The organism is Paenibacillus sp. Z6-24, from assembly GCF_054161335.1.
In genome coordinates this window covers 402331-427397 of record NZ_CP096398.1, presented here as the reverse complement: position 1 = coordinate 427397, position 25067 = coordinate 402331, and the positions used below count along the sequence as shown (strand labels likewise).

Annotated in this window: 25 protein-coding genes; 7 read left to right on the top strand and 18 right to left on the bottom strand. The window is 50.6% G+C overall.

What is annotated here, in order from left to right; all coding sequences use genetic code 11:
- Nucleotides 1-218: 218 nt before the first annotated feature.
- Complete coding sequence (locus tag M1D61_RS01865; RefSeq protein WP_458120934.1) at nt 219-1031, bottom strand: hypothetical protein; 813 nt, start codon at nt 1029-1031, stop codon at nt 219-221.
- Nucleotides 1032-1810: 779 nt separating this feature from the next.
- Here M1D61_RS01865 and M1D61_RS01860 point away from each other — a divergent pair.
- The gene (locus M1D61_RS01860) at nt 1811-3187 is read left to right on the top strand and encodes a DUF2252 domain-containing protein (protein ID WP_458120933.1); all 1377 of its coding nucleotides are present in this window, start codon (nt 1811-1813) and stop codon (nt 3185-3187) included.
- 219 nt (nt 3188-3406) lie between these two features.
- On the opposite strand, the gene M1D61_RS01855 is transcribed toward M1D61_RS01860, so the two are convergent.
- Genes M1D61_RS01855 through M1D61_RS01845 form a run of 3 tightly spaced genes read right to left on the bottom strand, consistent with a single transcriptional unit; the run spans nt 3407 to nt 6393 of the window.
- On the bottom strand, nt 3407-4234 hold the full coding sequence (locus M1D61_RS01855) for a carbohydrate ABC transporter permease (protein ID WP_046212682.1): 828 nt from the start codon (nt 4232-4234) through the stop codon (nt 3407-3409).
- A complete protein-coding gene (locus M1D61_RS01850; protein WP_458120932.1) occupies nt 4234-5100 on the bottom strand; it encodes a carbohydrate ABC transporter permease in 867 nt (288 codons plus the stop codon). Before M1D61_RS01850 ends, M1D61_RS01855 begins: the two co-directional genes overlap by 1 nt.
- A 57-nt stretch (nt 5101-5157) precedes the next feature.
- Nucleotides 5158-6393 carry an ABC transporter substrate-binding protein gene (locus tag M1D61_RS01845; protein WP_458120931.1) on the bottom strand — a complete coding sequence of 412 codons (1236 nt, stop codon included), beginning with the start codon at nt 6391-6393 and terminating at the stop codon, nt 5158-5160.
- Nucleotides 6394-6952: 559 nt separating this feature from the next.
- Here M1D61_RS01845 and M1D61_RS01840 point away from each other — a divergent pair.
- Both M1D61_RS01840 and M1D61_RS01835 read left to right on the top strand, forming a co-directional pair.
- Complete coding sequence (locus M1D61_RS01840; RefSeq protein WP_458120930.1) at nt 6953-7252, top strand: hypothetical protein; 300 nt, start codon at nt 6953-6955, stop codon at nt 7250-7252.
- 42 nt (nt 7253-7294) lie between these two features.
- Nucleotides 7295-7564, top strand: a complete 270-nt coding sequence (locus M1D61_RS01835; RefSeq protein ID WP_458120929.1) for a hypothetical protein — start codon at nt 7295-7297, stop codon at nt 7562-7564.
- Between the two features lie 250 nt (nt 7565-7814).
- On the opposite strand, the gene M1D61_RS01830 is transcribed toward M1D61_RS01835, so the two are convergent.
- The 8 genes from M1D61_RS01830 to M1D61_RS01795 form a co-directional block, all read right to left on the bottom strand.
- Nucleotides 7815-9470, bottom strand: coding sequence for a diguanylate cyclase domain-containing protein (locus tag M1D61_RS01830; RefSeq protein WP_458120928.1), 1656 nt, complete (start codon nt 9468-9470; stop codon nt 7815-7817).
- Between the two features lie 299 nt (nt 9471-9769).
- On the bottom strand, nt 9770-10738 hold the full coding sequence (locus M1D61_RS01825) for a nucleoside hydrolase (protein WP_458120927.1): 969 nt from the start codon (nt 10736-10738) through the stop codon (nt 9770-9772).
- Between the two features lie 142 nt (nt 10739-10880).
- Nucleotides 10881-11636, bottom strand: a complete 756-nt coding sequence (locus tag M1D61_RS01820) for a metallophosphoesterase family protein (RefSeq protein WP_458120926.1) — start codon at nt 11634-11636, stop codon at nt 10881-10883.
- Nucleotides 11637-11668: 32 nt separating this feature from the next.
- Complete coding sequence (locus M1D61_RS01815) at nt 11669-12667, bottom strand: glycosyltransferase (protein ID WP_458120925.1); 999 nt, start codon at nt 12665-12667, stop codon at nt 11669-11671.
- A gap of 224 nt (nt 12668-12891) precedes the next feature.
- Complete coding sequence (locus M1D61_RS01810; protein ID WP_458120924.1) at nt 12892-13425, bottom strand: GNAT family N-acetyltransferase; 534 nt, start codon at nt 13423-13425, stop codon at nt 12892-12894.
- A 201-nt stretch (nt 13426-13626) separates the two neighbouring features.
- Complete coding sequence (locus tag M1D61_RS01805; protein ID WP_458120923.1) at nt 13627-15495, bottom strand: ABC transporter substrate-binding protein; 1869 nt, start codon at nt 15493-15495, stop codon at nt 13627-13629.
- A 62-nt stretch (nt 15496-15557) separates the two neighbouring features.
- Entirely contained in the window at nt 15558-16652 is a 1095-nt protein-coding gene (locus M1D61_RS01800; RefSeq protein WP_458120922.1) for a phosphotransferase, read from the bottom strand.
- A 232-nt stretch (nt 16653-16884) separates the two neighbouring features.
- On the bottom strand, nt 16885-17382 hold the full coding sequence (locus tag M1D61_RS01795; RefSeq protein WP_458120921.1) for a phenolic acid decarboxylase: 498 nt from the start codon (nt 17380-17382) through the stop codon (nt 16885-16887).
- Between the two features lie 181 nt (nt 17383-17563).
- On the opposite strand from M1D61_RS01795, the gene M1D61_RS01790 reads away from it, so the two are divergent.
- Nucleotides 17564-18118 carry a PadR family transcriptional regulator gene (locus M1D61_RS01790; RefSeq protein WP_458120920.1) on the top strand — a complete coding sequence of 185 codons (555 nt, stop codon included), beginning with the start codon at nt 17564-17566 and terminating at the stop codon, nt 18116-18118.
- A gap of 251 nt (nt 18119-18369) precedes the next feature.
- Here the strand turns inward: M1D61_RS01790 and M1D61_RS01785 are convergent, their stop codons facing one another.
- Nucleotides 18370-18885 (bottom strand): DUF2179 domain-containing protein, encoded by a 516-nt coding sequence (locus tag M1D61_RS01785; protein ID WP_458120919.1) that lies wholly within the window; start codon nt 18883-18885, stop codon nt 18370-18372.
- Nucleotides 18886-19095: 210 nt separating this feature from the next.
- Between M1D61_RS01785 and M1D61_RS01780 the strand changes: the two genes are divergently transcribed.
- From M1D61_RS01780 to M1D61_RS01770, 3 genes are all read left to right on the top strand, one after another.
- On the top strand, nt 19096-19437 hold the full coding sequence (locus M1D61_RS01780; RefSeq protein WP_458120918.1) for a sigma factor-like helix-turn-helix DNA-binding protein: 342 nt from the start codon (nt 19096-19098) through the stop codon (nt 19435-19437).
- On the top strand, nt 19389-19607 hold the full coding sequence (locus tag M1D61_RS01775) for a hypothetical protein (protein ID WP_458120917.1): 219 nt from the start codon (nt 19389-19391) through the stop codon (nt 19605-19607). The genes M1D61_RS01780 and M1D61_RS01775 overlap by 49 nt, the downstream gene beginning before the upstream one ends.
- A gap of 127 nt (nt 19608-19734) precedes the next feature.
- Nucleotides 19735-20094, top strand: coding sequence for a hypothetical protein (locus tag M1D61_RS01770; RefSeq protein WP_458120916.1), 360 nt, complete (start codon nt 19735-19737; stop codon nt 20092-20094).
- On the opposite strand, the gene M1D61_RS01765 is transcribed toward M1D61_RS01770, so the two are convergent.
- The 5 genes from M1D61_RS01765 to M1D61_RS01745 all read right to left on the bottom strand — a co-directional run bounded on the left by M1D61_RS01765 (nt 20051) and on the right by M1D61_RS01745 (nt 24985).
- On the bottom strand, nt 20051-20599 hold the full coding sequence (locus tag M1D61_RS01765; RefSeq protein ID WP_458120915.1) for a hypothetical protein: 549 nt from the start codon (nt 20597-20599) through the stop codon (nt 20051-20053). The genes M1D61_RS01770 and M1D61_RS01765 overlap by 44 nt on opposite strands.
- A gap of 228 nt (nt 20600-20827) precedes the next feature.
- Nucleotides 20828-22435, bottom strand: coding sequence for an FAD-dependent oxidoreductase (locus M1D61_RS01760; protein ID WP_458120914.1), 1608 nt, complete (start codon nt 22433-22435; stop codon nt 20828-20830).
- Nucleotides 22436-22674: 239 nt separating this feature from the next.
- Entirely contained in the window at nt 22675-22866 is a 192-nt protein-coding gene (locus M1D61_RS01755) for a hypothetical protein (protein ID WP_458120913.1), read from the bottom strand.
- 82 nt (nt 22867-22948) lie between these two features.
- Nucleotides 22949-24565: a DUF4127 family protein gene (locus tag M1D61_RS01750; protein ID WP_458120912.1), complete on the bottom strand. Its 1617-nt coding sequence runs from the start codon at nt 24563-24565 to the stop codon at nt 22949-22951.
- A gap of 21 nt (nt 24566-24586) precedes the next feature.
- Entirely contained in the window at nt 24587-24985 is a 399-nt protein-coding gene (locus tag M1D61_RS01745; RefSeq protein ID WP_458120911.1) for a hypothetical protein, read from the bottom strand.
- Between the last annotated feature and the right edge of the window lie 82 nt (nt 24986-25067).

The following is a 25067-nucleotide window of genomic DNA, read 5'->3' as shown; positions in this document are numbered from 1 at the left end:
TCGTTGGTGCTGATCAAGATACATTTTCAGCACTAAATAGCATTAGCAGACAGCACAAAAAACCTGATATTTTGCATTTTTGAAAAATCAGGCTTCATGTGCTCTCCAGGCGGTCTTCCGTGGACCGCCTTTTGCTGTGCAATTGTGCAATTATATATGGTTATGAAGATACATTATTGGATCTATCCATGCATTACAACAGGGCATAATAACAGGTCTTATTGGGCTTTGGGTGCTTCACGATAAGGGTCGTCCAGCTGCAGGGTTAACGGCTGGAGACGCAGCATTCCTTTGTCATAACGATAGACAGCGTCGAGTTCACCGATGAACTCGGTCGTACCCGCCTGCAGCGAGTAGGCGGCATGAATCTGATTATCCTCTACCGTATACTGCTGAACATCTCCGCCATGAATATAATTCTGCTCATCCGCTGCCGGCGGCTGGGTAAATCGTTCCAGCGGAATGGTGGTCACCCGGTCATTCACATGCAGCTGAATCGAAGAAGCCCCCAGCTCGGTCGTAAACTGGCGCTGGACCGAATTGCTGAGCGGCTCGACCGGTATCGATTCGCCGTTCTGGCGGAACACCTGAATCGCATTCAGATACGCACCGGTGCCATAGCCATACGTCAGGTTAACGATAATCTCCTGCTGTCCGTCTCCATCCAGATCCGCCTCACTGATCAGCGGCGCATAAGAGGGGTTGCTTACCTGGGTTCCCGGCAGCATGCACTGGAACAGCGGGGTGTGCAGGGAAAGATTATGGTAATTGCCATCCTTGCCAAGCGCACCTTCAATCGTAATACCGAGCTGGTCATCGGTCATGATGGTCTCCAGCAGTCCTTCCGGTTCCCCGGGATCGACAGGCGCCACCTCCTGGCCTTCTGCATGGATAGTGCTTACGAGTACTGGCGAACTGGTGGCGGCGGTCTGACAGGAATGCAGACGGGCTGCAGACACCGTTTCAATACAAATAGCGCTCAAAATGACAGTCAGAAATACCCATTTTTTAATATTCTTTTTTATATTCAAAGGAGTGCCTCCCGGTATAATATGCTTTAGGTTGATATTCAGATGAGACATGTCAGTGTTACAGGCTCCGCTTCGGAAAAATCAGATACAGCGGAGCAGGTATCTGACTGGATTATTCGTGTTCTCCCTTTATGCTACGCGTTGAAGCACAGAATTACCAGTGAAAATTGAATTTTTCCGAACATCGTATTCAAATCGTTGGAAATAGCAAGAAGCAGTACATAAATATTACCTGTACAGGAGGACAAATAAACATCATTAGGCCTCCTAAACGAAAAATAGATGCTGTTCATAGCACAGTAAAAATCAGCTGTCATTTGTCTGTCATGGAACAGGGCAGGATATACGCTCTACAGAAAAAAACCAGCTACAAATATGTAATAATAATCATATGAATAACAAAAAGCCTGTTCGATCTGCATTCTTTTCTTTGCAGATCAGACAGACTTTGAGATGATACGGATGCTTCACTTCCAAATTAGCTGCGGCGGCTGCGCATCATACGAACCATCAGCACAACGAGCAAAACCAGAAAGACCAGTGCCACCAAGATAATGGAACCGGTGATGAACAGGTTGGACCAAACAATATGCATTTCTTTCCCTCTTTTCCAAACTGCTGTTATGTAAAAAACATCTACATTTATTTACCATGCTGCTCGTTTGTGAAACAATTGCTCTGCTGCTCGCTCTTCCTCTCTATGGAAAAATTTACTTTTACGGGATGGTCATTTACGATATGATAATTGCTAAAAAGCAGTACATAAGGGGGACCCGGTTATGGTAGATCAGGCGATTACAGAAAATGTAATCCGTACACGTACCAAGCTGCGCAGAGACACACTGGTATCGGTGCTGGATGAATTTGACGCGAATATTATGAATCTGAGTCCGCATAAGCGATCCGAGAAATACAGCAAAATGAGCCAGACGGCCTTTTCCTTTTTCCGGGGAAGTGCGTATCTGTTCTATTTTGATGCGACAAGGCATTATTTTCCGTATCATACACCGGCAGAGCGGCCGACATGGATTCAGGGGGACCTGCATTTTGAGAACTTTGGCGCGTTCCGTAATGAATCCGGTGATATCGTCTACGATGTGAATGACTTTGATGAAGGGTACGTCGGCTCATATCTGTATGATATCCTGCGCATGTCTGTCAGTATCGCCCTCGTCTGCCGTCAGCTCGGTTATGATACCCAGCAGCAGTTGAACATGCTGGAACATTATATTCTGTCTTACTACAAGCAGATCCGCTGCTATGCCGAAGGTAAGGAGAATCCCGCCAAGTTCATCATGGATGAAAGCAATGCCAAAGGCCCGGTCCGCAAACTGCTGCGCAAGCTGGAGAAGCGCCGTCAGGGACATTTCCTCGAAAAGGTAACCGCCGTGATGCAGAGCGACCGTGTCTTTCTGGAAAATAGTGAGCTGGTCATTCCTTCTGCCCGCGAGCAGGAGCTGCTCGAACAATCATGGGAATCGTATCAGCAGACACTGCTCTGCTGTGAAGACGATGTGAATCACTACAAGATCAAGGATATCGCCATCAAGCACGGCTCCGGTACCGCTTCGATCGGACTGGATCGCTATTATGTGCTGATCGAAGGCGGCGCGACCCAGGAAGGCGAAGATGATCTGATCCTGGAGGTCAAGGAAGTCCGTGCACCGGTACCGGCGTATTTCCTGCCATATACGGAATCGTTCTGGAACACTTTTGGTCACCAGGGCAAGCGTGTGACTACGACCCAGCAGGCGATGCACCACAAGGCCGATCCGTATCTCGGCTACCTGACTCTGGATGAGCGGGACTTCTACGTGCGTGAGCGTTCTCCATACAAAAAGCGGCTGAAGCTGGAAAATATCCAGAGTACCGACGATATGCAGAAAATCCTGTCCACCATGGCTAAACTGACCGCCAAAATGCACTCCCGCGCCGATCAGGACGTCAGCGAAGGTATTCTACCCTACCACAGCGAACGTGAAATCTACAACGCAATGGGCAGCAAGCCGGAAGCATTTGTTCACCATATCTCCCGCTGGGCGTATGCGTATACCGATCAGGTGGAGCGGGATTACCAGCTGTTCTGCGAGTGGGCAGCTTCCTTTTCAATCCGGACAGCCGAGCCTGCTGCCAATGAAGTCGAAGCAGACCGTTAAGCGCCAGCTGCTCTGACCGACCCATTCGGATGATACACTATGCGCTTGTACCATAATTCCGTACATCCATCCCGTATATCATCAATATGCAGTATACCAACCATTACAGATAACTTTTGTTCCATAATAAAGAGACCGTACTCCCTGTTGGAAATACGGTCTCTTCTCTATTCACTTCATTATTCGCTTCATTCTTCCGGTTATCTCATTCACCCGTCTTTATTTTACCGAGCCGCGTGTTACTCCGCTAATGATCCACTTCTGTGCAAACAGATAAATGATGATCATCGGCAGCATCGCCAGCAGATACGAGGCGAAGGCCAGATTATAATCCGTATTGAACTGTCCCTGGAAAATATACTGTACCAGCGGCAGCGTGTACATATCCTGGTCACTGATAATAATGAGCGGCAGCAGAAAGTCGTTGTACGTGGACAGGCAGACCAGAATACCGACTGTCGCATTGATCGGGGCCATCAGCGGGAAAATGATCCGCCAGAACGTCCCCCAGGTAGTCGCTCCATCCACGGTTGCCGCTTCTTCCAGCGCTACCGGAATCGAGCGAATATAGCCGACATATACAAATACGTTAAATGCCAGCGCATACACCGTATGCAGAATCGTCAGACCGACCAGATTGGTCATATGCAGCGATGCGGTCAGCTTGACGATCGGCAGCATAATGATCGGGAACGGAATGAACATCGCGCTGACAAAGTAGAAATACAGTCCTTTGAAAAACTTGCTGCGCTCCATATTGCGTCCGATCGCATACGCGACCATCGAGTTGGTCAGCAGCGTCAGCACGACCGTCGCTGTCGTTACCAGCGCACTGTTGCGGAATGCCTGGAAGAAGTTCGTCACCTCAATCGCATTGGCAAAGTTATCAAACCGCCACTGTTTCGGCAGGCCGAACAGCGACTGGGCCATCTGCTGCGGGTCTTTGAGTGCAATCGTGAGTGCCATGTAAAGCGGGAACAGAATGATCAGCGTCCCGATGGCAACCAGTATATTAATCGGCCAGTTGATGCGTGCATTTTCCTTCATTACATGTCCATCTCCCTTCTTTGCAGGAAGCGAATCTGCAGAATCGAGATCACGGCGATAACGATAAAGTAGATAACCGAGTTCGCCGACTGATACGCGAACTCTCCACCTTCAAATCCGCCGGTATAGATCAGGAAAGAGATCGACTGGGTCGCCCGTCCGGGTCCGCCATTCGTCAAGGCGACGATCTGGTCGAACACCATCAGTGCATTTTTCATCGCCAGTACCATATTGATCGTGAAGAACGGAGCGATCAGCGGGAACGTAATGCTCCAGAATTCGCGCCATTTACCGGCCCCATCCAGACTGGATGCTTCGTACATATCCTTGGAGATCGTCTGCAGACCGGCCAGATACAGAATCGTATTCAGCGCGATACTCTGCCAGACCGCTACGATCACGATGCCGATCCAGGCCAGATTTTCATTACCGAGTATGTTCGTGGACAATGCGTTGATGCCCAGAGACTGTCCCCATACGGTAAATACGTTGGAGAACAGATAGTTGAATATGTAACCCACGATCAGTACGCTCAGAATATTCGGCAGGAAATAAATACCCCGGAAAAAGTTCCGGAATTTGATGCTCGCATTCAGCCCCAGTGCGATCAGGAGGCTGAATACGTTAACGAGAATGGTGACCACAACCGCGAACTTGATCGTAAACCAGTACGCATCACCGACCACATTATCCGTGAACAGGTTGATATAGTTGCGCAAGCCGATAAAATCATACGTTTTACCGAATCCGTTGTAGTTCGTAAATGAATAATAGACCCCCTGAATCGCCGGCAGCGTCAGGAATAGAAAGAATAGCAATACGGCCGGAATCGTCATCCAGTAATAGGTGGACATCCGTTTGGACATGTGTCTTCCTCTCCCTTCTTGGCTTCCCATCATTACATTGCATCATATGGCAGCAGATCAGCTCGCCCTGCGCGCAGCTACCTTGTCCCATTCCTTGTCCAGCGTACCGAGGAATGCATCGATATCCTTGTTCTGCAGGAACGCCTGCACATTCGGGTTCAGCTGTACTGCACTCGGGATATAGTGATCGACAAAGTCGACAATTTTACCCTGTTCAAAATACGGCAGCAGTCCGGTTACGCTCTCATCCTTTTGCTGTACACCGTCTACCGCGGAGAACAGATTCTGTTCATCGATATACTGCTGACTGTTCTCCGACTGCAGCAGAAACGCGATAAACTGCTTGGCTTCTTCGGGATGCTCGGTCTGATTGGAGATGGCGAGCAGCGTATCCACACCGGCCGTCAGCTTGTTCTGGGCTTCATCATTGCTGGCAGGCAGTGGGAAAAATCCCAGATCGATATCCGGATTGACTTTGCGGATCTCGGAGATCGCCCAGCTTCCCTGGATATACATAGCCGCTTCCCCGTTACCAAAAGCACGGTTACCATCGGCATAACTTTTACCAAAATTGTCGCTGTGTCCGTAATTGAGCAGCTCCAGCTGCTTTTTGGCCACTTCCTGATAGGCCGATAGGAAAGTCGTCTTGTTCTCGCGGCGTTCCTTGTAGAAATCAATACCGACCAGGGTACCGCCCATATCGTTGAACGGCAGGTTGGTCTGCCAGTCATCCTTGTAGGTAAAATAAAACGGGATGACATCGGCTTCCTTGGCTTTTTTGGCTGTTGCGATCAGTTCGTCCCAGGTCTTGGGTACGGACAGGCCGAGCTTCTGGAAGATTTCCTTGTTGTAGATGACGCCGCTGGCATTAAGGGCAAACGGAACACCTGTCACTTCCTGCATACCGGTCACATCGGTCAGCATCTGTACATATTTGGGATCAATATTCTGGAGTAGAGGGTCATTCGTGAGGTTAAGGAAAATTTCGCTTTGGGCCAGAAGAGAGTATGTATCGGTCGCGCCCAGTCCGATAATGTCGGGAATATCATCTTTGACGACACGTGTCTTAAGTACGGTCTCGGCATCCGGCGGATTCACCTGGGAGACGTGGATATTCGGATGCTCTTCGTTAAACTTGGCTACCAGCTTGTCAAAAGTACCCTTGGCTTCGGGCTTGTTCTGGAAAAACTCCAGTTCCACCACGCCGCTGGCATTGTTGCCGCCGCCACTGCAGGCTGCAAGGGTCAGAATGATCAATAAGCCTGCAAGACATGCACTTCCCCATTTTCTCATGCTAACATCCCCTTCAAGATAGATACCTACTGTCTGATCGCCGTCGTCCGCAGGACCGGAGCACACAGCTTATCAGTGCTTTGCATAATATACAGTTCTGTCGGATAATAGAATAGCTCTATCATAAAGCGCTTACAATATGCTTAAAGTTGGAAAAACCAATTTGCTTCTTGCAAGAGCTGACAGTTTTGCATATTTCATTCAAAGCCATTTATCATAATTAAGGATACCCTTTTCGTCAAAAAAGTAAACGTTTTCTTTTAGAGACTCTAAATAAAGCATAATAATATAGAAGTGTATTGCTAACTAATATTTATTGTTAAAACCTATTCAAAAGGCATTTTCTGGAATTTAGAAGAATAAAATACGATTATACGGATATGTTATTATAAAATATTTATAAATATACTAACTATGTAATAATCAGCGCATTTTCCTTTTCAAAAGTGGATGATTTATCCTTTCCAATTCATTCCGTATACTGTGATATACTTAGGGATACATATTAGGATTTTTTTTACATTTTATCATGTATCTAAAAACATAAAGGAGGATAATCATGCAACCGATCCATCAACTCGTATACGCAGGGATAGGCGCCGGCGTACTGATCTATCTAATCGAACTGCTGCTCACGAGAATTGCTCCACAGCCGCGCTTTTTCCGCTTTTGTCCGGGACTGCTTGCCCTGGCTGCCAGTATGATTCTGTTATGGATGATCGTTCCTGCCGGTAATGATGAGAGCTGGACAGGCATGCTTGCCTTTTGCCTGGCGCTGATCAGTACATCGCTGATCGGACTGGTGGTGCTGCTGTTCCAGCTGTTCTATCGTCTATCCAAAGGTTATACCCGCCCGTAAAGCGGCGGCATAGATAATCTGAAATGAATAGAGGTGTCACTATTGATACAGCTTGTCTATATGGGAGCAGGTCTGGCATTGGTGCTGTTAATTATCAGCATTGTGCTGATTCGCCGCCGGCCCTCTTCTGCAGGTGCCCGTTATATCCCCGGCCTGATTGGCGTGCTGATCGGCGCTCTGTTGATGCTGTTCAGCCTGTTCCAATACGGCTGGGATGCACTCGGCTACCTGGTTCTGTCGCTCATTATTATTATCTCTTCATTGATTGTACTGTTTATTATACTGGTGGTCGGCAGACGGATCGCCGGGTAGCACAAAGTCTATCGGCGGTATGATCCATATGGAGTGTGCCATATTATTATATCCTTCTGTCTGCAGATAATTGGTGCTCCCTAACCGTTTGCTTCTCCCCATCGTTCCTAAGTCAGGGACGTATCATGAATCAAGCAAATGCGAATCACATTTACGGTAATCAATTTGCAGTAATAAAACAAAAAGAGCCCGTATAGGCTCTTTTGTTTTATTATAGTATATTTCATAAGAATATAGTCCATTTTCCCAATTACATCGCAGACTGCGGAAAAGATTCATCGTTGTAAAAAGTAATCCGGTTTTTGCCGGCACGCTTGGACTGGTACAGCGCCTGATCGGCCATGCGCACAATCTCGATCGGATTGTCGCTGTCGATCGTGTAGATCGCACCGCCGATACTGCAGCCGATATTAATTTTCTGGTATTCCAGCACAAAAGGCTTGTTCAGCAGGCTGATGATCTGCTCTCCATAGGTCCGGGCTTCATCGTATGGATGTTCCGAAGAGGCGTGCAGTACCACGAGGAATTCATCCCCGCCCAGACGGACGGTAATATCATTTTCACGAGACAGACTGGTAAGACGCTGGGCGACTTTTTGCAGCAGTACGTCTCCGGCCTGGTGACCCAGACTATCGTTGACTTTTTTGAATCCATCCAGATCGATATACAGGAAGCAGAGCTGCTGTTCCTCATTGCCCTCATGCACCGCTAGTGTATGCTCCAGATACGTCTCCAGCGCATTACGGTTCGGTAGTCCGGTCAGATGATCATAATGAGCGATCGCCTGCATATTATCCAGCTCGACATCCTTTTGCACAAGCGAACTCACCATCGTCCGCAGCGAGCGGGACAGGATCTCGATCTCATGGAAGCTGCGGCGGACCGGAATGTCCACCATCTCCCGTTTGCTCAGACGATCTGCCCGTCCGGTCAGTTCACGAATCGGCAGCGAAATTTTGTTCGCCAGGAACCAGCCAATCAGAGCAAATACAGCGGCAGCTATCACGCCTGCAATGATTGTAAATGTATTGATATCCGCGACGGCTGCCAGCGCTGTTAATTCCGGCTGACGCACCAGCACAGTCCAGCCAAGTCCCGGATAATCCATATAACCATCGCCATACGCATATCCGGTCAGATAAGAATTGCCATCCGGCCACTGCTCCAACTGCCAGCCGGATTGTCCGGACTGGGCTTTTTGCACACTGCTGAGCGGCAGCGTCTGGCCGACCAGACCATCGGGTCCTAGCAGTACCACCTGATCTTTCTGACTGACGATCAGCACCTCAATATCCTTGTCGGATTGGCGGAAAGATTCCATGACCGACTGCTTGACTTCACGTGCCCAATCCCAGCTCATATGAGCAGCGAGAACGCCGATCTTCTGGCCTTGATTATTCATAACCGGAAGACTGATATCCACGAACTGCAGCGGTTCACCGCTCGGATTGGGCAGCAGCTTGGCCAGCAGTACTGCATCATGTACGTCTCCGATAAATTTCCTCTTGATCCCTTCCTTGTAGACCGGACGTTCGGACAGGTCTGCACCGAGCAGAATATTATCCGTAGAAGCCAGTACCTTTCCGTGAATATCCGTATAGCCGATCCAGGAAAAGGATGGAAAGCTCGATTGCAGTTGATCCAGCATCTCATGCACTTCGTTCGTGTTGTTCGAATCGTGGAATACCGGCAGCTTGGCCAGCAAGTCCATTTCCCCTGATCGTGACCACATGAAGTTGTCCAGCTTGTCTGCCGTATTATGCGCAGTACTGAATAAAGAATCCCCTATTTCTTCTTTCATACTGTTAACGGCATAACGGTTCATCACCCAACCGAGCGTACCGGACAGCACCAGCGATAATACAATAAATACGACAACCAGTATGGTCCTCAGTTTGAAACTCATTGACAGCTCCCCTAAACAATTCGACTTAATGTTTAAGTTATCGGTTATATGGTCACTCGGCTACACATATCTAAAGTCCTATTTTATAAAAATATCAATTATTTTGTCGAATTATGGTATATTTTCTTTTAATATACAATTAATAATAAGGTAAATAAATACTTTTAGATCATTTTTAGTTGCTATACAGGTATTTATATGGGGGTTTTTATACCTAAAATACTTTTTACGCCCGAAAAAAACCGGGATTTTATGATATCTAAACTTTTGGACAAATAAATATCTTTTTTTTATATGACTCAATAAATCGCTGTGAGCACGTCGATCAGCATCTGCTTGAATGCATCACGGTCGATCGATTCGCAAACACGCACATTCGGCTGCTGTCCGAGACGTCCGTTAATATCCACCACACTGTATCCGCGTGTCCATTCGCCCTTCGTCTCCACATCGACAAAGTACTCATGTGATTCCGTCATGACCGCTTCATTCGCAGCCACCGCCATCAGCAGCGTATCCGGGTGGGTCGTGCCGTTCAGCCGGTGCACTTCTTTGTTAAACTTCATGACGACCTTGTTCACATCGGCAAAAAATTGCGTACCCGCGGTGCCAAGCGCCTGAATCTCCGCATGATCGTTATCATCCATCAGGGAATAGCGCGTACACATCTCCCAGCCAACCATCGTCGTCGGAATGCCGGAGCGCAGCACGATATGAGCTGCTTCCGGGTCTACATAGAAGTTGTATTCCGCAGCAGGCGTAATATTGCCAAGCGCATTATTCGTACCGCCCATCACATACAGATGCGGAATCTTCGGTACGATGGTCGGGTCCTTTTGGATCGCCATCGCGATATTGGTCAGCGGCGCGATCGCCAGCAGATGAATCTCGCCCGGATAACGATGCACCGTCTCAATCAGAAAATCCACCGCATGGCCGTCTGCCGGACGCTGCAGTGCTTTGGGGAAATTGGCCCCGCCCATGCCGTCACTGCCATGCACATCCTCGACCGTCCGGTGGGACTCCGCATTCCATGTCATCATCAGCGGACGCTCGCAGCCTTTGTAGACAGGGATGCTGCCGTTTGCTCCGCCTTTGCCGGCTACCTGAATCGTATAAAGCGCATTCTCCACCTGCTGGTCAAACTGTACATTGCCACCGGTCATCATAATGCCCTGCACATCAAAATGATGCAAGGCTGTCAAAATGGCGATCGTATCGTCGCCTGCCGTATCCGTATCAATAATCGCTTTGCGTAGAGTTGTCATCAAATCGTCTCCTGTCATTGAACATTTGGAATTTGGAATATAGCATATGGATTGCTTGATCAGGCATATTGCTGGTTATGGACTACCCAGCCAGACATGAACAGCATCGCGGGATGAGCCGCATCCCATTTCATGCTGCTTGCTAAAAGGGTAATGTTCTACCTGTCCGCAGAGCAACCGCCCAGTCGGGACGCTGTCTCTGCTCGGCCTGCCGGGCGGCGGATTCCCAGTCATAGGGAACGAGGTGATGGGTGATTTTCCACTGTCCCTGATCCTTTTCCAGGGTGGCATACCGGGCATGCGGAGTATGGGATTCCATCACATGGGGATACGGCAGATCATCTTCGTAAGCAGGCAGTCCGACACTGCCGGGATTTAGAATGAGTCGCCCGTCCGGCAAATAGCGGGTACACGGCACATGGGTGTGGGCGCACACAATAATGTTCTGCCCGATACTCTGCAGCATCTCCATCAACTGTTCATCCGAACGCATATGTACGCCTGCAGCCGTAATATTTTCCAGCAAAGGCACATCATCTGCCTGCGGTGTACCATGACAGGCATAGATCTCTTCACCTATTACCATATGTTCCGGCAGACCCATCAGCCACTCCATATGGGCAGGCTGCAGATCCTCCAGCACGTCGTCAAAGGTGGAATGCGGCGATGACTGCCGGGGTTCCAGCATAACCCGATCCTGATTGCCGCGAATGGACACAATGCCGCGCTCAATCAGACGCTGCGCAGTCTGTGCAGGTTCCATCGGGCCATATACACTGTCTCCCAGGTTATAGATGTGCCGAATCCCCTGTCTATCGATATCACGCAGTACCGCATCCAGTGCCAGAATATTGCTGTGTACATCGGCAATGACGGCAATTCGCTGCTGCTCTGTCATCCTTTTTCCCCCTTGTGATCATGGATACATGCTTATTTCAGCCACTCCGAGTAAAAATTGCGGTATCCTTCTTTCATAATGCTGCCCGAGAACGTCTCAAAGGCATAATCCCGGTTGTCCTGGGAATAGCGGCGCGGCGACGCCACCGCCATATTGACCAGTTCGAACCAGTTGCGCTCATTGCCGGCAAAGGAATGCGCCGAGCTGATATGGTCATAGCATGGATGCTCGGGCTTCACGACAATTTTGCCCATTGCCAGCGCTTCGGTCAGCGGCATCGCAAATGTATCGAACCGCGAGCTGCTCCAGTACACCTTGGCCGAGTTCATCAGCTGGAATACTTCATCCTGGGACAGGGCAAACTGCAGCTTGACGTTGGCAGGAATGTCGTATTTCTTCATGCTTTCCCGGTACCGTTCGCCTCCGAATACCATGAACACTTCCTTATCCGGGTTACGACGTGCATATTCAATCGGCAGATCCGGGCGGCGATTCTCTTCATCCCGTCCGATCCACAGTACCCGGTTGTCCACCACTTCATCCGGATTAAAGTGCTTCCGGGCCAGCTCTTCGCTGAATCCGATCGGAATCACATCCACATCGGTAATGCCGAACTGGGCAGCCATCTGTCTTTTGAGAAACGGAGTCTGTACGACCGCTTTGTCCACCATCGTGTAGAACGGCTTCATCATCTCGTAGCCGGTCAGCGCCGGATCGGGGAAGCTGTGCGGGAACAATACACTGTTCGGCAGGAACATTTTGAGGAAAGTAAAGCCGGATACCGTGTAGATCACATGGTCGATGTTGTGGCTGTGAATCTGGTCGAGCACGATATCGTAATTGACCAGGTCGCCTTTCTCGTGTTCATAGCCGGGCAGCCAGTCATAACCGCTGACATGACGCTCCGGGGAAATAAAGACGATCTCCACACCCAGCTCCGCACTGAGCGCCTTGAGTCGCTCTGCAAATACGCGGGGTCCCTGATTCTCGGTGAATTGAATTTTACGCATGATGAGTCCGATTTTGGTCATTGCTTTTGCTCCTTTTTCCTATGGAAACGAGCCGGGTCATCGTTGCTCCGGCTGTATATTTTGTCGGCGAATCCTTGGACCGCCTTAGATCATATGAAAACAAATCTTTATCCATTGTAGACCCTTTTACCGGGATTGTCTTGACATGAACCGACAGCAGCAGACAAAGAAAAGACAGCCAGACGGCAAATGCCTGCTGCAGCCTGTCATAATATACACATCGATCAGAGCGGACGACCGGACAGCTTTTCATCCAGCATTTTGTAATACAGATTCGTCGCATCCAGCGAACCTGTCTCCGAGCGGGCGAAAAAAGGAATCTGTCCACCCTGAATGTATCCGAGCGATTGATACAGCAGATTGGATGGATCGCCATCCCGTGTATCCAGTACGAGCAGCGAGCGATTCGCAAGGCGTGCTTCCTGTTCCGCTTCCAGCATCAGCTGACGGGCGATGCCATGGCGGCGGTAATCCGGGTGCACCATCAGCTTGGCAATCTCGGCGCGGTGGCTTCCGTTGGGCTTGGTACACAGATGAACCTGCACCGTTCCGGCTAACCGTCCACCGGAGCGGGCTGCCAGCAGAATCACTTCCGGGCTGTTCACGCTCTGCCAGTAGACTCTCGCTTCTTCCCTGCCAAGCGGCGGCAGGAATCCGATGGATGCTCTATCATCCACAACAGCTACCAGCAAGTCCGCAAAATGATCCAGTTCTCCCTCCAGTGTATCCAGCTTTTCCATATTTACCTGATTCAGCATAACAATCTCCTCCTGCACTGTGGCTGCAATTCTTTTAAGATCAGTATAGCGGTACCCTATTTTACGAAAAAGGGTAAATCGTGCAGCTCAGGTTTCCACTTTCCGCTCTATTTATGCGGCTTTCCCTACCTTTCCGTCTTTCTTTCTTCCGATGTCATCCACGATCCATCTATTCGGCAAATGCTATATCATACATTCCGCTTATGGATTGCCGCAAAACCACAGCTGCTGGAAGTTCGTCCAGCCCCGTTCATTGATCCTGACGCCGCGCAGGGAAGGGTGATGCAGCAGTATGGCCGAGCGCTCCACCAGCGGGACGATACTGCAGTCATCCAGCAGTACCGTCTCGATCTGCTGCAGCCATGCTGTCGACTGCCTGATCTCCTGCTCTTCGGATGATTCGCTGGTCGTACCGGTATCCGGGCGGGAATCCGGGCATGAGCATAGCCATTCCCTGCTGATCCCGTCGACCTGCTCTGCCGCCCCATCCCGAAGCCGGCTGCGGAGCAGGCTCTGGGCAGAATGCACATATTCCAGCTGACGCAGCATGCCGCCGCTCAGCACTGCTTCGAACAGGATCAGATCGGCCTGCTCCCGGATATGCGGCTGATTCAGCTCGGCCCACGGCACAATATGTACTTCGATCCGAATCCCCAGTTCCCCGTACGACGCCTGCAGCCAGCAGGCATCCCGTTTATGCCGCTGAAAGGTATATAGCTGCAGCAGCTCACCTTCATAACCGGAATGCTGAAGAGCATGAAACGCCTGCCGAAGCTCATACAGATCATCTGCATCCATCTTCGCTTCTCCCTGCCTATCCTCGTATGTATGCAGCTGGTGCTGCCTGCTCGTCAGATGCAGACCCGAGGCGACAGCGACCCGTGTATCGCCCAGTTCATGCATCATGCGCCTCCGGTCGATCCCCTGCACCAATGCCTGCCGCAGCCAGCGGTCCTCCAGTATCCCCGGCTTGCGCCTGTTCACGGACAGCAGGGATACACCGGTAACATTTTGCTGGCGCAGCAGGTCTGAGGATGGCTGGATACCTACTTCTCCGGTGATGACAGTCAATGTTCCCGGGGCCGGACCGATCGCGTATTCCGCTTCCTGCTCCGGGACGATCATAATCTCGATCCGGTCAATCAGGGCATTGCGGCCGTAATAGCCGGAGAATCGTTCCAGCACGCATCTCCCCGGCTGACGGCTGATGATCCGGTAAGCTCCCGAACCGACAGGCAGCTCTGCTCCCGGATGGCTGCCTGTCGGTATAATCGAGGCTCCGGTGTGGCTCATATAGAGATCAAAATACATATTCGGACGATGCAGCACCATCTGTAATGTATAACGACTCACTACGCGTACTTCATTGACCTGTTCCACCAGCCAGCTGTGTGCATGGGCATCGGTACGCAGGCGTTCCAGACTGACAGCTACATCCTCCGCCGTCAGTTCCTGTCCGCTGTGAAAGCTTGTATTTTTGAGCAGGTAAAAGGTCCATATGGTCCCCTCCCCGCTGCATTCCCAGTGATGCGCCAGCCCTGCGGTTACACGTTCTGCAGCGGTATCGTAGCCGGTCAATCGGCTGTACAGCTGCTCTACCAGTTCCGTATCAAAGGCAAATACCGCATCTGCCGGGTCCAGACAGACAATCGGCCGGTAAATGGGCAGGCGCAGCGTCTCCACCATCTGCTCCGAATCGCTGCGTTCTGCCGAATATCCAAAATACGACGTCAGCCACGGCAAAAAGTCCTCCCGCACAGCAGCGACCCACTCATATTCATGCACCCAGTCAAAGGCAGCCTGTACATCACCTGCGGTCACCCGGGCTCTGGCCTCCTCCAGCATTACATCTGCTGCAGGACGGAGGAACATCAGCGCAGATCGATTACCTCGGCCCCGTCCCGGCTGGAAAGCAATCCATCCCGCCTCCGTCATCCGTGACAGGATCAGCCGGGCATTGCGCGGTGTACAGAACAGCGCTCCGGCCAATTTTCCCATCGTAATGCTGAACATCTGCTCGTCCCCGTGCGCTGCAAATGACCGGCGCAGCCTCATATAATCCTCTGCCATACGCACTGCGTCCTCCCCCTCTCCTGTTGATCAATACCGTAAATACCGTTACCTCGTAACTGCTATTCGTACCATGACTCCATACACTGCAGCACATGTTCCATCGTCTCCCGGCGCTGGGCCAGCAGCTGCGGATGCGGCCAGATTGCCTGGGGTTGATGCAGATCCCGCTCGATCAGCATCAGCATCCACAGCGAATACACAATGGCGTACAGGTAATAGTCCCGGATGAAGCTGGAACGATCCCATTCCATTGCAGCTGTATGTTCCTGCCCCGGATGCTGCCATCTATTCGACCAGTATCGGTGCAGCAATTGCTGCCGCAGTGTCCGGTTCATTCTTCGCGGGAATAGTGGATGCGACAGATCGAGCAGGTGGTACAGATCCCAGTAAGGCGAAGCGCTGTGCGCATGTTCCCAGTCCAGAATAATCAGCCGACCTGCCGGATTAAGACCGTAATTGCCTGCATGCAGATCGCCATGAGCAAGCACTTTGGATTCAGGAACAGTGAAATGACGCAGCTTGTCCTGCAATACGTTCAGCTGATGTTCATCCGGTGTACGATGCTCTGTTCTCCCGTTATCCCTGGTAGTGCATCGTATAGTGCATTCGCTCTGAACCGAGGTGATCAGCTGCACCACCTCTTCCCAATCCCGCAGTACTTCATCTCGGACGACAGACAGCGGCGGCTTTTGTCCCTGATCAGGCAGTTCCCGGATCTTCCCTGTCGGGATGCTGTGCCACTGTGCCATCAGGTCCACGACGTCCAGCAGTACCTGACTCGTATGACGATGATTCAGTTCGCCAATATCCTCCAGGATGAGCCAGCAGCCGGGCTGTGAGACCGAGCGAGCTTGCTGCAGTCCTGTTTGCTGATCCTGCCTCCCGGCTTCAGCATCCGCTGCCAAACCTGCCGAATATCCAATCAGCTGCGGGTACACTTCCGGCAGCAAAGGCATGATCCGCTCATAGACGCCGACTTCACGTATCACATCATCCGCTGTGGCGAACGGCTTGTAGATATAGTGCTGCTCGTCTTCCTTCAGCCTGAAGCGCTGTACCGACAGTCCTTGCAGGCCGGTATACAACACCTCGATATCACTCGTCCACTGTCTGTCCAGCTGCCCCTGCCGGGTAAAAATCAATTCCCATTTCACGATATATCACCTGACTTCCGATTGATCCCCTTTTGTTATAAATTCCACTATATCATGCGTGAACAGCAGCGGCGAGCCATCCTGCCGGAGAGCGGCAGCAACATGGTAGTAGGATAAATGCACAAAAAAGCAGCCCGCGTCCATAATAAGAGGAAGCACGGGCTGCTTTTGGTTATAGGAGATATAGAGTAGTATCCTGCAGTGCAGGTACAGTTATCATTTATCAAAAAGATTATTTGGATTGCAGCGGTCTGCCGGCACGAATATCGTCAGTCATGCCCGGATATGGAGCGATGGAGATCAGCTCTTCGTTATTCGCACCTGCATTCTCGATAAACGTAATATCGGCAAATTCCGGTACAACATATTTGGGATACGTTTCGTATTTGAGACGGGATTCTTCCATTAGAGCGATATGGTCGTTCTGGTAGCAGACGGTAATCTCCGGATGTTCATGCACCCATTTCGGGAAGAAAATAATACCATGCATTCTTTTCTCATCTGGCATAAAATTAAGGGATACGTCTGTGCCGGTAGGTTCGGTCCAGGATACTTTGTAGACGCCTTCGGTCAGTTTCACCAGATCCACTTCCTGATCGCGCACCCAGCGTCCTGCGACCATACCAGAGTGAATACGATAATCGATCGTACGGTCATTCTTGATATAAATCTCGTATTCCCAGCCGTTCTCATACGTATAAATCATGTGACTGCCAACAAATTGGTCCATGTTCAAAGCACCTTCCTCAAGTTAGTATATACTGTCCAGACGCCAGCTGACCTCTCCATGAACGTGCAGGTTCGGATAGGCAGCGGCAAACATAAATCATTTAAAACATGTAATTGTTTACATGTTTATACTAACACTATAAATAGACACAGTCAAACCGATCAAGGGGGATTATTGCCTTATGCGAGTATTAAAATATGCCATTCTCGGCCTGCTGAACCGTCACGAATGCAGCGGCTACGATATTACCAGCCAGTTCAAGGAAGAGATCGGACAGTTCTGGAGCGCCAAGCACAGCCAGATCTATCCCGAACTCAAGAAACTGGTCGATGAAGGACTCGTCCAGTTCCGTACCATTATCCAGGGCGAAAAGCTGGAGAAAAAAATGTACACCATCACGGCAGAAGGGCAGCAGGAGCTGCTGGAATGGGTGAGCGCCTCCTCCCCGCTGCCGGAGACGGAAAAAGATACGTTTATGCTGAAAATGTACTTTATCGGCAATTTGCCAAAAGAAGAGGCCCGTGTGCTGTTCGCTGACCAGCTGCGATTGCGGCAGGAGAAGCTGAAAGATCTGCAGCAGCGGTATGAAGGGTTGAAGCCGACATTTGGGGCGGAAGACGCAGAGATGACATTTGCCAATCCCCAGCTGGGGCATTATCTTGTGTTGACCAAAGCGCTCGTACGCGAGCAGAGCTATGTGGACTGGCTGGAACAGCATCTAAAAATATTCGCGTAAAGATATCTGTTTTTCCAAAGCGCTGTTAACACCAAAAGGCATCCTGATATTGGGATGCCTTTTTGGCATATACCCGATGTCGGTTGAACCTGATATCGCCCATCCAACAAGCGGCAAGCACAAAGAAACCCGTCTCCCTGTGGAAAAGACGGGTTGTACAATTAGAATAGCCGGCAGCGGCTGGCCTGTCCGGTATAGATTGAATGTAGGCGATTGCCCGATAATACAGTACCTGATACGTGATATGCCTGTTATCGCTTGATCGCTTTAGTCCAGAATCCGCCATGGAATTCGCGGGGTTCGACCATAATGACAAATGCTTTCGGATCGACGGCCAGAATACTTTTGTACAGATTATCCTGGTTTTTGCGCTTGGCCAGAATCTCCATCATGATCCGTTCGCCGTCGCGGCCCTGCCCGATCCATGAAGTGACGCCATAGCCTTTTTCCCGCAGCACTTCAACCAGATGGTAATTGGGTGCATCGCTGATTACTTTGACAGTAATATAACCGAGTGCGATCTTCTCCTCAATCCAGGAACCGAGCAGAATCCCCATCCCATAGCCGATCGCGTACACGATGAGGCTGACGACCTGATCCAGGTAGCTGAGCACCATGTTCAGTCCCATGACATAAATAACGACTTCCACCGTTCCGATGCTGGCGGCTACATACTTTTGCCCTTTCAGCGTCAGAATCGTCCGCAGTGTATACGCCGTAACATACACAATCTGAATCAGAAAAATAAACAGCAAAATTTTCAGCATAATGAGGTAAAACACCTTTCCGGGAAAATCCCTTCGACTTCGAACTCTTTACTGCCAACCTGAACGTCGTAGCAACATGATGCAGCCCAAAATCGTCTCTTTTTCCGCTGCATATCCGGTGTATGACCTCCGCCGATGCTTATGCTTATTGGTAAAATAAGAACATAAGTTCCCTTAATTGGAAAATATACCACAAAGGAGTTGAACTTCATGTCTGTCATTTTACCACTGAGCGAGCAGTACCGGCAGCGACTGCGGCAGGCGTCCTGGAGGATGCAGTACCGCACCAAAACCAGATTATATCATGAAAAATTCCCTCTGAACGAGCAAATCAGCTCTTTTTCGGTACAATCTGATGACATCAACCTTATTTTGCTGCAGGAATGGATCCATACCCTGCCTTCCGAACAAGGCCGCACTATCATTACCGGACTGTATCTGGAAGGAAAAAGCGAGCAGGAACTGGCAGCCCAGCTGCAAATCAGCCAACAGGCGGTGAACCGATGGAAACGCAAAAGTCTGCAATTCCTCTCCCGGACGAACAATTTATAACCCTGCTGGAAAAGGCCCGCGGCCCACATGGACAGCAGTATATGCTGGAACTGCTGTCCTACTACGAACCGGAGATGCAGCAGCTCAGCCGCTATATGCCGATGGATCGTGAAGATGCGATGCAGGCGCTGCGGCTGGAACTGATCGAGCTGCTGCAAGAAGCTCCTTAACCGCTGCGAACCGGAACATCAACAATTTGAGGTTCTGGCTGCAAGCAAAACCTCCTGTACGAAGAAAATAGAAGGTATAATGGATATATTTCCAAATTCCAGAATACACAGGGGGCTTTAAACACCGATGAGATTGAACAAATCCGGCGTATTTACGTTAATCCTTCTATTGGTGATATGGATTGCCCTGGTGATGATCTATGGGCTGTTCACCCACTTTTCACTGGGAGCATTATGTATGCTGGCTCAAACGGCATGTATCCTGCTGTATGATGAGATCCAAATCAGATATCCGAACAAATGGACTACCTGCCTGCTGCTCGGCTGGCTGGCTCTCGGCATTACCGGAGTCAGCCTGTTCAATGCATGGTACCTGGAGGATACAGGCATCTGGTTCAAAATATATGTTTTTCTGTTTTCTCTTGTCGTTGCCTATGTGTGTATCAAAATGCTGCGGGAGACGATTCGGCAAATTTCTGCTCGATAATGGTGGCATATATACGCAGCAGCATATCCGTCGTTTTGTCCTTTTCCGTGGGATGATCGGGCAGATGCAGGTCCCATATCGCATAACCTTCTTCTGTATTCATGTAACCGGACACAGGGGCACCATGTTCTCCAACAACATCATTTAGCTCAAAATTATTGTCTGTAAATAAGGGAACCATCAACTTCTCCGCACCAAAAAAGAAAACGGGCGTCCTGGTATGGATAAAGAAATACCTGTATTTTTTCTGGGCAGCATCTGCCAAATGATCCGCTGTCACGATAATGCCGTCAAACGCCTGGCTATCCTGGACCGACAGACGATCCATATCCACTCTGGTGTAGGTCACGTTATTGACGGGTTCCAGCGCCTCTTGTCCGATGACGGCGATCGAAAGGTGGCGGGACGGCGTTCTGTATTTTTCTCCTTCGGGATCATATTCAGTAATCCTGGTACTGCTGCACCCGACCAAAAATAATAACACCAGCATAATCCAATACTTCATCGCATTCCCTCCTTAGTAAGTGATATCGAATCATCCTCTGGAGATATGAGCTATATGAGCCGCAATGTATAACAGGGATTACGAACGGAGCCATGATTACAGACCGAATAGTGAAAAGAGGACATTCACCGAATGCCCTCTTTTTCTGATCTTTTATAATAACCTGCTGCTTATTCATTTCGCTGCCATGCCGGAACTTCTCCGTACCATCCGATCCATAGACTGTTTTTACTTCTGCGGCTGCAATACTTCCTTTTCCACTTCTTCCGGCCAGTGCAGCTGTACACCGCCATCGGTCAGTATCTCCTGGTAGCGGCTCACATGTTCACTGGATTCGTATACTTCACGCGGCGTCAGATTATGCTGGATTGCGTAGGCGGCCAGATAACCGGCAGCTTCTCCGATATTCCATTCCACCGGATGCAGACGGTAGCAGCCGCCGGCGATCTGGGTCATGCTGATATTTTTGCATGCGGGCAGCAGGTTTTTCATCCGTACCGGAATCAGCGAACCGAGCGGAATCTCGAACGGATAGTTCGGAATATAAAAGGTCCGGTGCGTCTTGACGGTCGGATGCAGATCGAGCGAGTAGCTGCCGATACCGATGCTGTCCTCATAGCGCTTGATCCCCTGCTCTCCGCGCAGTTCCTTGCTGACATCGTGTTCGGTAATCGTGTACATGCCCTTAATTCGGCGGGATTCGCGGATATATGGTGCTTTGGCAAGTCCATCTGCAGTACCGAGAATATCGCCTCTCAGCCGGATACCCGGGTAGCCTTTGCCGCCATCCAGACGGGGCGCCTCGGTCTGCAGCCAGTATACGAGCGACAGGGTGAGCTGACGGGCACTCTCCAGATTCGGAATACGCTCCTGCAGCGGCACTCCGGTGACCGGTCCGGCATAATAGTCATTCATCGCCCAGTTAAGCAGGGACACCTCGGCGCTCAGCTTCTCGGTCCAGATTGACGGATCGACGATGCGGCGGTAATCCCACAGCGATGTCACGCCCTGTTCATTGGGCAGCAGGGTGAACTCCTTGAGCTTGGTCGTATCGTTCGCATCGGTCGCATACCAGCTCAGGATCGGGTACTCGGAAAAAGATGGCGTATACTGCCGCCAGAACTCGTACTCCTCCGGCTTGTCAATCGTAAAGTCGCCGCCTTCGATATAATCGACAGCCGCTACATGTGTAATCGACTGCATATCCAGCGGATCGGCCTCTTCCAGTGCATGAGGCTCACCAGTCTCGGATCTGGCTTCGGCGCCGCTCACATACTCGGTGCCGGACATCGGCAGCAGATCGCCTTCGTCGGTGCCATCGAGATAATATGTACCGATCAGGGTCATGTATTTCGGACGGTAATGTCCGAGCCGGTTTACGGTCACAGAGCGGATCATATCATGCTCTACATTGACCTCGACCGGTACGGTCTGGTACAGCACTTCGATGCGCTGTGTATTGATATATACGGCGAGCATATCTTCGAGCACCTGTAACGCTACCTTTGGTTCATGAGCCAGTCGGCTCACCCAGCCGTTGCCGGGATTGAGGATCGGATTGGTCAACGCTTCTTCGGTGAGCGGATAGTTGTTGCGATAATATTCCCGCACTCGCTCCCGGAACTCGATAAAGGTACCCGGGGCACCGATGCCCTGCTCAATCCAGCGATGCTCATCAGGGGGAACCGCCTGGGAAGTGAGCTGTCCGCCGAGCCAATCTGTCGGTTCGGTCAGAATAACATGCAGTCCCTGCTTGGCAGCTGCGAGTGCGGCAAGTGTTCCTCCGAGGCTTCCTCCGATGACGATGACGTCAGCTTGCAGTGTATGTTGGTTCATGACTGAAATCTCCTTTGGGTGCGAATTTGGCACGACGATGATGTAGGTAGGTGCATTTACGGCTTCGTTGATGCAGCCATCTGGCAATGGAATGCAGCGGATAATAACATCAACAGCCACAAGCTGCTGGTATACGCTGGTTCATTATGCAGGCTCCGCTGCGGAGAGGGATTATGCCGGCGGCCTCCGGTTAAGAATGGATATTTTGAAATACCGCCTGCAGCGGTAAATATCCATTCTTAAATGTCGGCCTCTGGCATAATTCCCTCTCCTTCGCTTGGAGGCGTGCAGGGCATTGAGTACATGGTGTTACTTTCAACTTCTGCTTCTGCTTTAGCTTTTGGGATTCCATTTGGATTTTGGATTTCCTTTGGGATGGAATAAGGATAGGCATCGCTTGTTTGCTTTTTCTCGCGCCCATCCTTCATCATCTTCCTTCCATCTTTGTATCATTTATACCAGTTAAAGGATGCTTGGTTCAAGTTTACTGCTTTTCGGAGCTGGTACGACATCTCAATCGGCGTGTACGGTCAGGCCGACTTCGAACATTCGGTTCCATGGCATGTAGCAGTCCATGATGCGGATGGAATGTCCTTCCTGCTGCAGATGATCGTGAATGAATTGTTCCAGTCCCTGGCGGACCATCCGGGATACCTGGCCCCGCGGGCCGTCGAGCAGGAATTTGTCCAGACCAAGTTCCTGGATCGGGCCGCTGCTGAGTGCTTTGCGGACGACAGAGTCGTAGCCGAAGTCCTCCACATACCGCAGGGCCAGGAAGTTCAGATGCTCCGGGGTCATGCCATAGTGTACATGGATCATCGACTGGGCGATCACGGTGCCAAGCGTGTTGGAACTCGTATTCCAGCCGGCATATCCGGCGAGACGGTACAGGATACCCCGCTGACGGAGCAGGCTGAGCAGTTCCAGATCTCCACCATTGGCGTAGGCGATATCTGCGATCGCCACAGCAGGCCGGCGATTCCGTGCCGGGGAAGTAGCGGAACCGTTATGCTGCGAAGCAGCAGGGGGATGCTCTGGAGCCTGTTTGTCGGAAGATCCCTTATCCAGCAAGTAACCGGCATATTCGACCAACTCGACAAGCGTACGCTCGGTATCATAATTGGCGGATGGCTTGCCCTGGTTGACGGCTTCGCCCATTTTCTCGCCCGGTGTATTCAGCAGCAGCACCAGATCGGCTTCGGACTCGGAAGAGACGATCATGCCACCAGCCGCAATAATCTGGTACTTGAGCGTCTCGTATAGACGACGGTCTTCATAAGCCGGGATAATATGCGGTCCTTCGACCGAGCCGAAGCGTACATACACCGACGGCACTGCCGAGCGCAGATGGTTCACCATCCGGGCGAGCAGCGTACAGCCAACCTCATCTGCACCCGGGTACATGTAGACGCGCAACCCCAGGTTTTTCTCACGGATCGCTTCGCGGACCAGCCGCTGGTCTCTCGCTGTATATCCATACGGAGCCGAATCATCCTGCGGGAAAATAAGAAAATCGATAATCCCCTCTTCGACATACCGGAGAGCGAGCCGGTTCGCTTCGCGATTCACCGCGCGCCGTCCCAGATAATCGTCCAGCACTTCCTGCGGCAGACGGGCATTGATATCGCTTAATTCCTCTTGTTCGGCAGGGTCCAATCCCTGTTCCTCATCCCGATGTTCCAGATAACCTTTACGGAAAATCTCCCTGCCCCAATCGGCGTAATAGTCCGGTTCCTCATCCGAAGAAGAGTACTGCGGACAGCGCATAATCAGCTGAAAAGCATACAGCTTCAATCCCGGATTCTGCTCCTTCAGTTGGCGCAGCTGATCCATCCGCCGGGCAATCTCGGCCTGATCCAGTTCATGCAGACGGGAAGGTACAATGCCTCCATACAGCAGCGTATCCAGCGACAGAACCGCTCCCTGGGCACGCAGGCATTCCAGTTCTGTCCATGTCCAAAGACGCGTAGTGTCGGCAGGCTGCTTTTTGTGACCCATCCATTCGAGCGGCGGACGGACGACTTTGCAATCGGTGCTTTTGCCCAGTTCATACGGGAAGTTATAATTGCAGGGCCGTTCGTCCAGCGGCATAATTACGATTTTTCCATCTTTTTCATGGGAAGAATTCATGATGATCCATACTCCTTTGAACTATGTATTGATCTGTATACTGAAGCGGATCATACCGCCACAGCATACAGATCGGTTAGTGATTTCATCCAGACTTACCTTCGTCGGGCCATAGCGGACAATATACTTTTCTGCATCCGGTACCGGATCCCGTCGAAGTGCAGCATTATTCGTATTTGCAGGCTCAGCAGCCAGAACGGCAATATAAGGATGACCGGAAAACATATGGATTGTAGAGATCTCGATCGTTCTGTAAGGCGGACCTTCTACATTCATAGCCGAGTAAACAAGCCGGATAGCGTCATAGCTGCCTGGCGTAACGGCACGAATATGCCCTTTCTCGCTGCGCTGCGGCTTCATCTCGTCGATGTTTTTCCATTTTCCACCATTTGTCTTTCTACAGGTAATCCACATTGTCATTGGCTGATTTGCTGAAATATCGGGTAGTCACTGCCTGAAGATGCGTTTTTTGTGGAAAGCGCAGCGTGATAATGGCATTCTG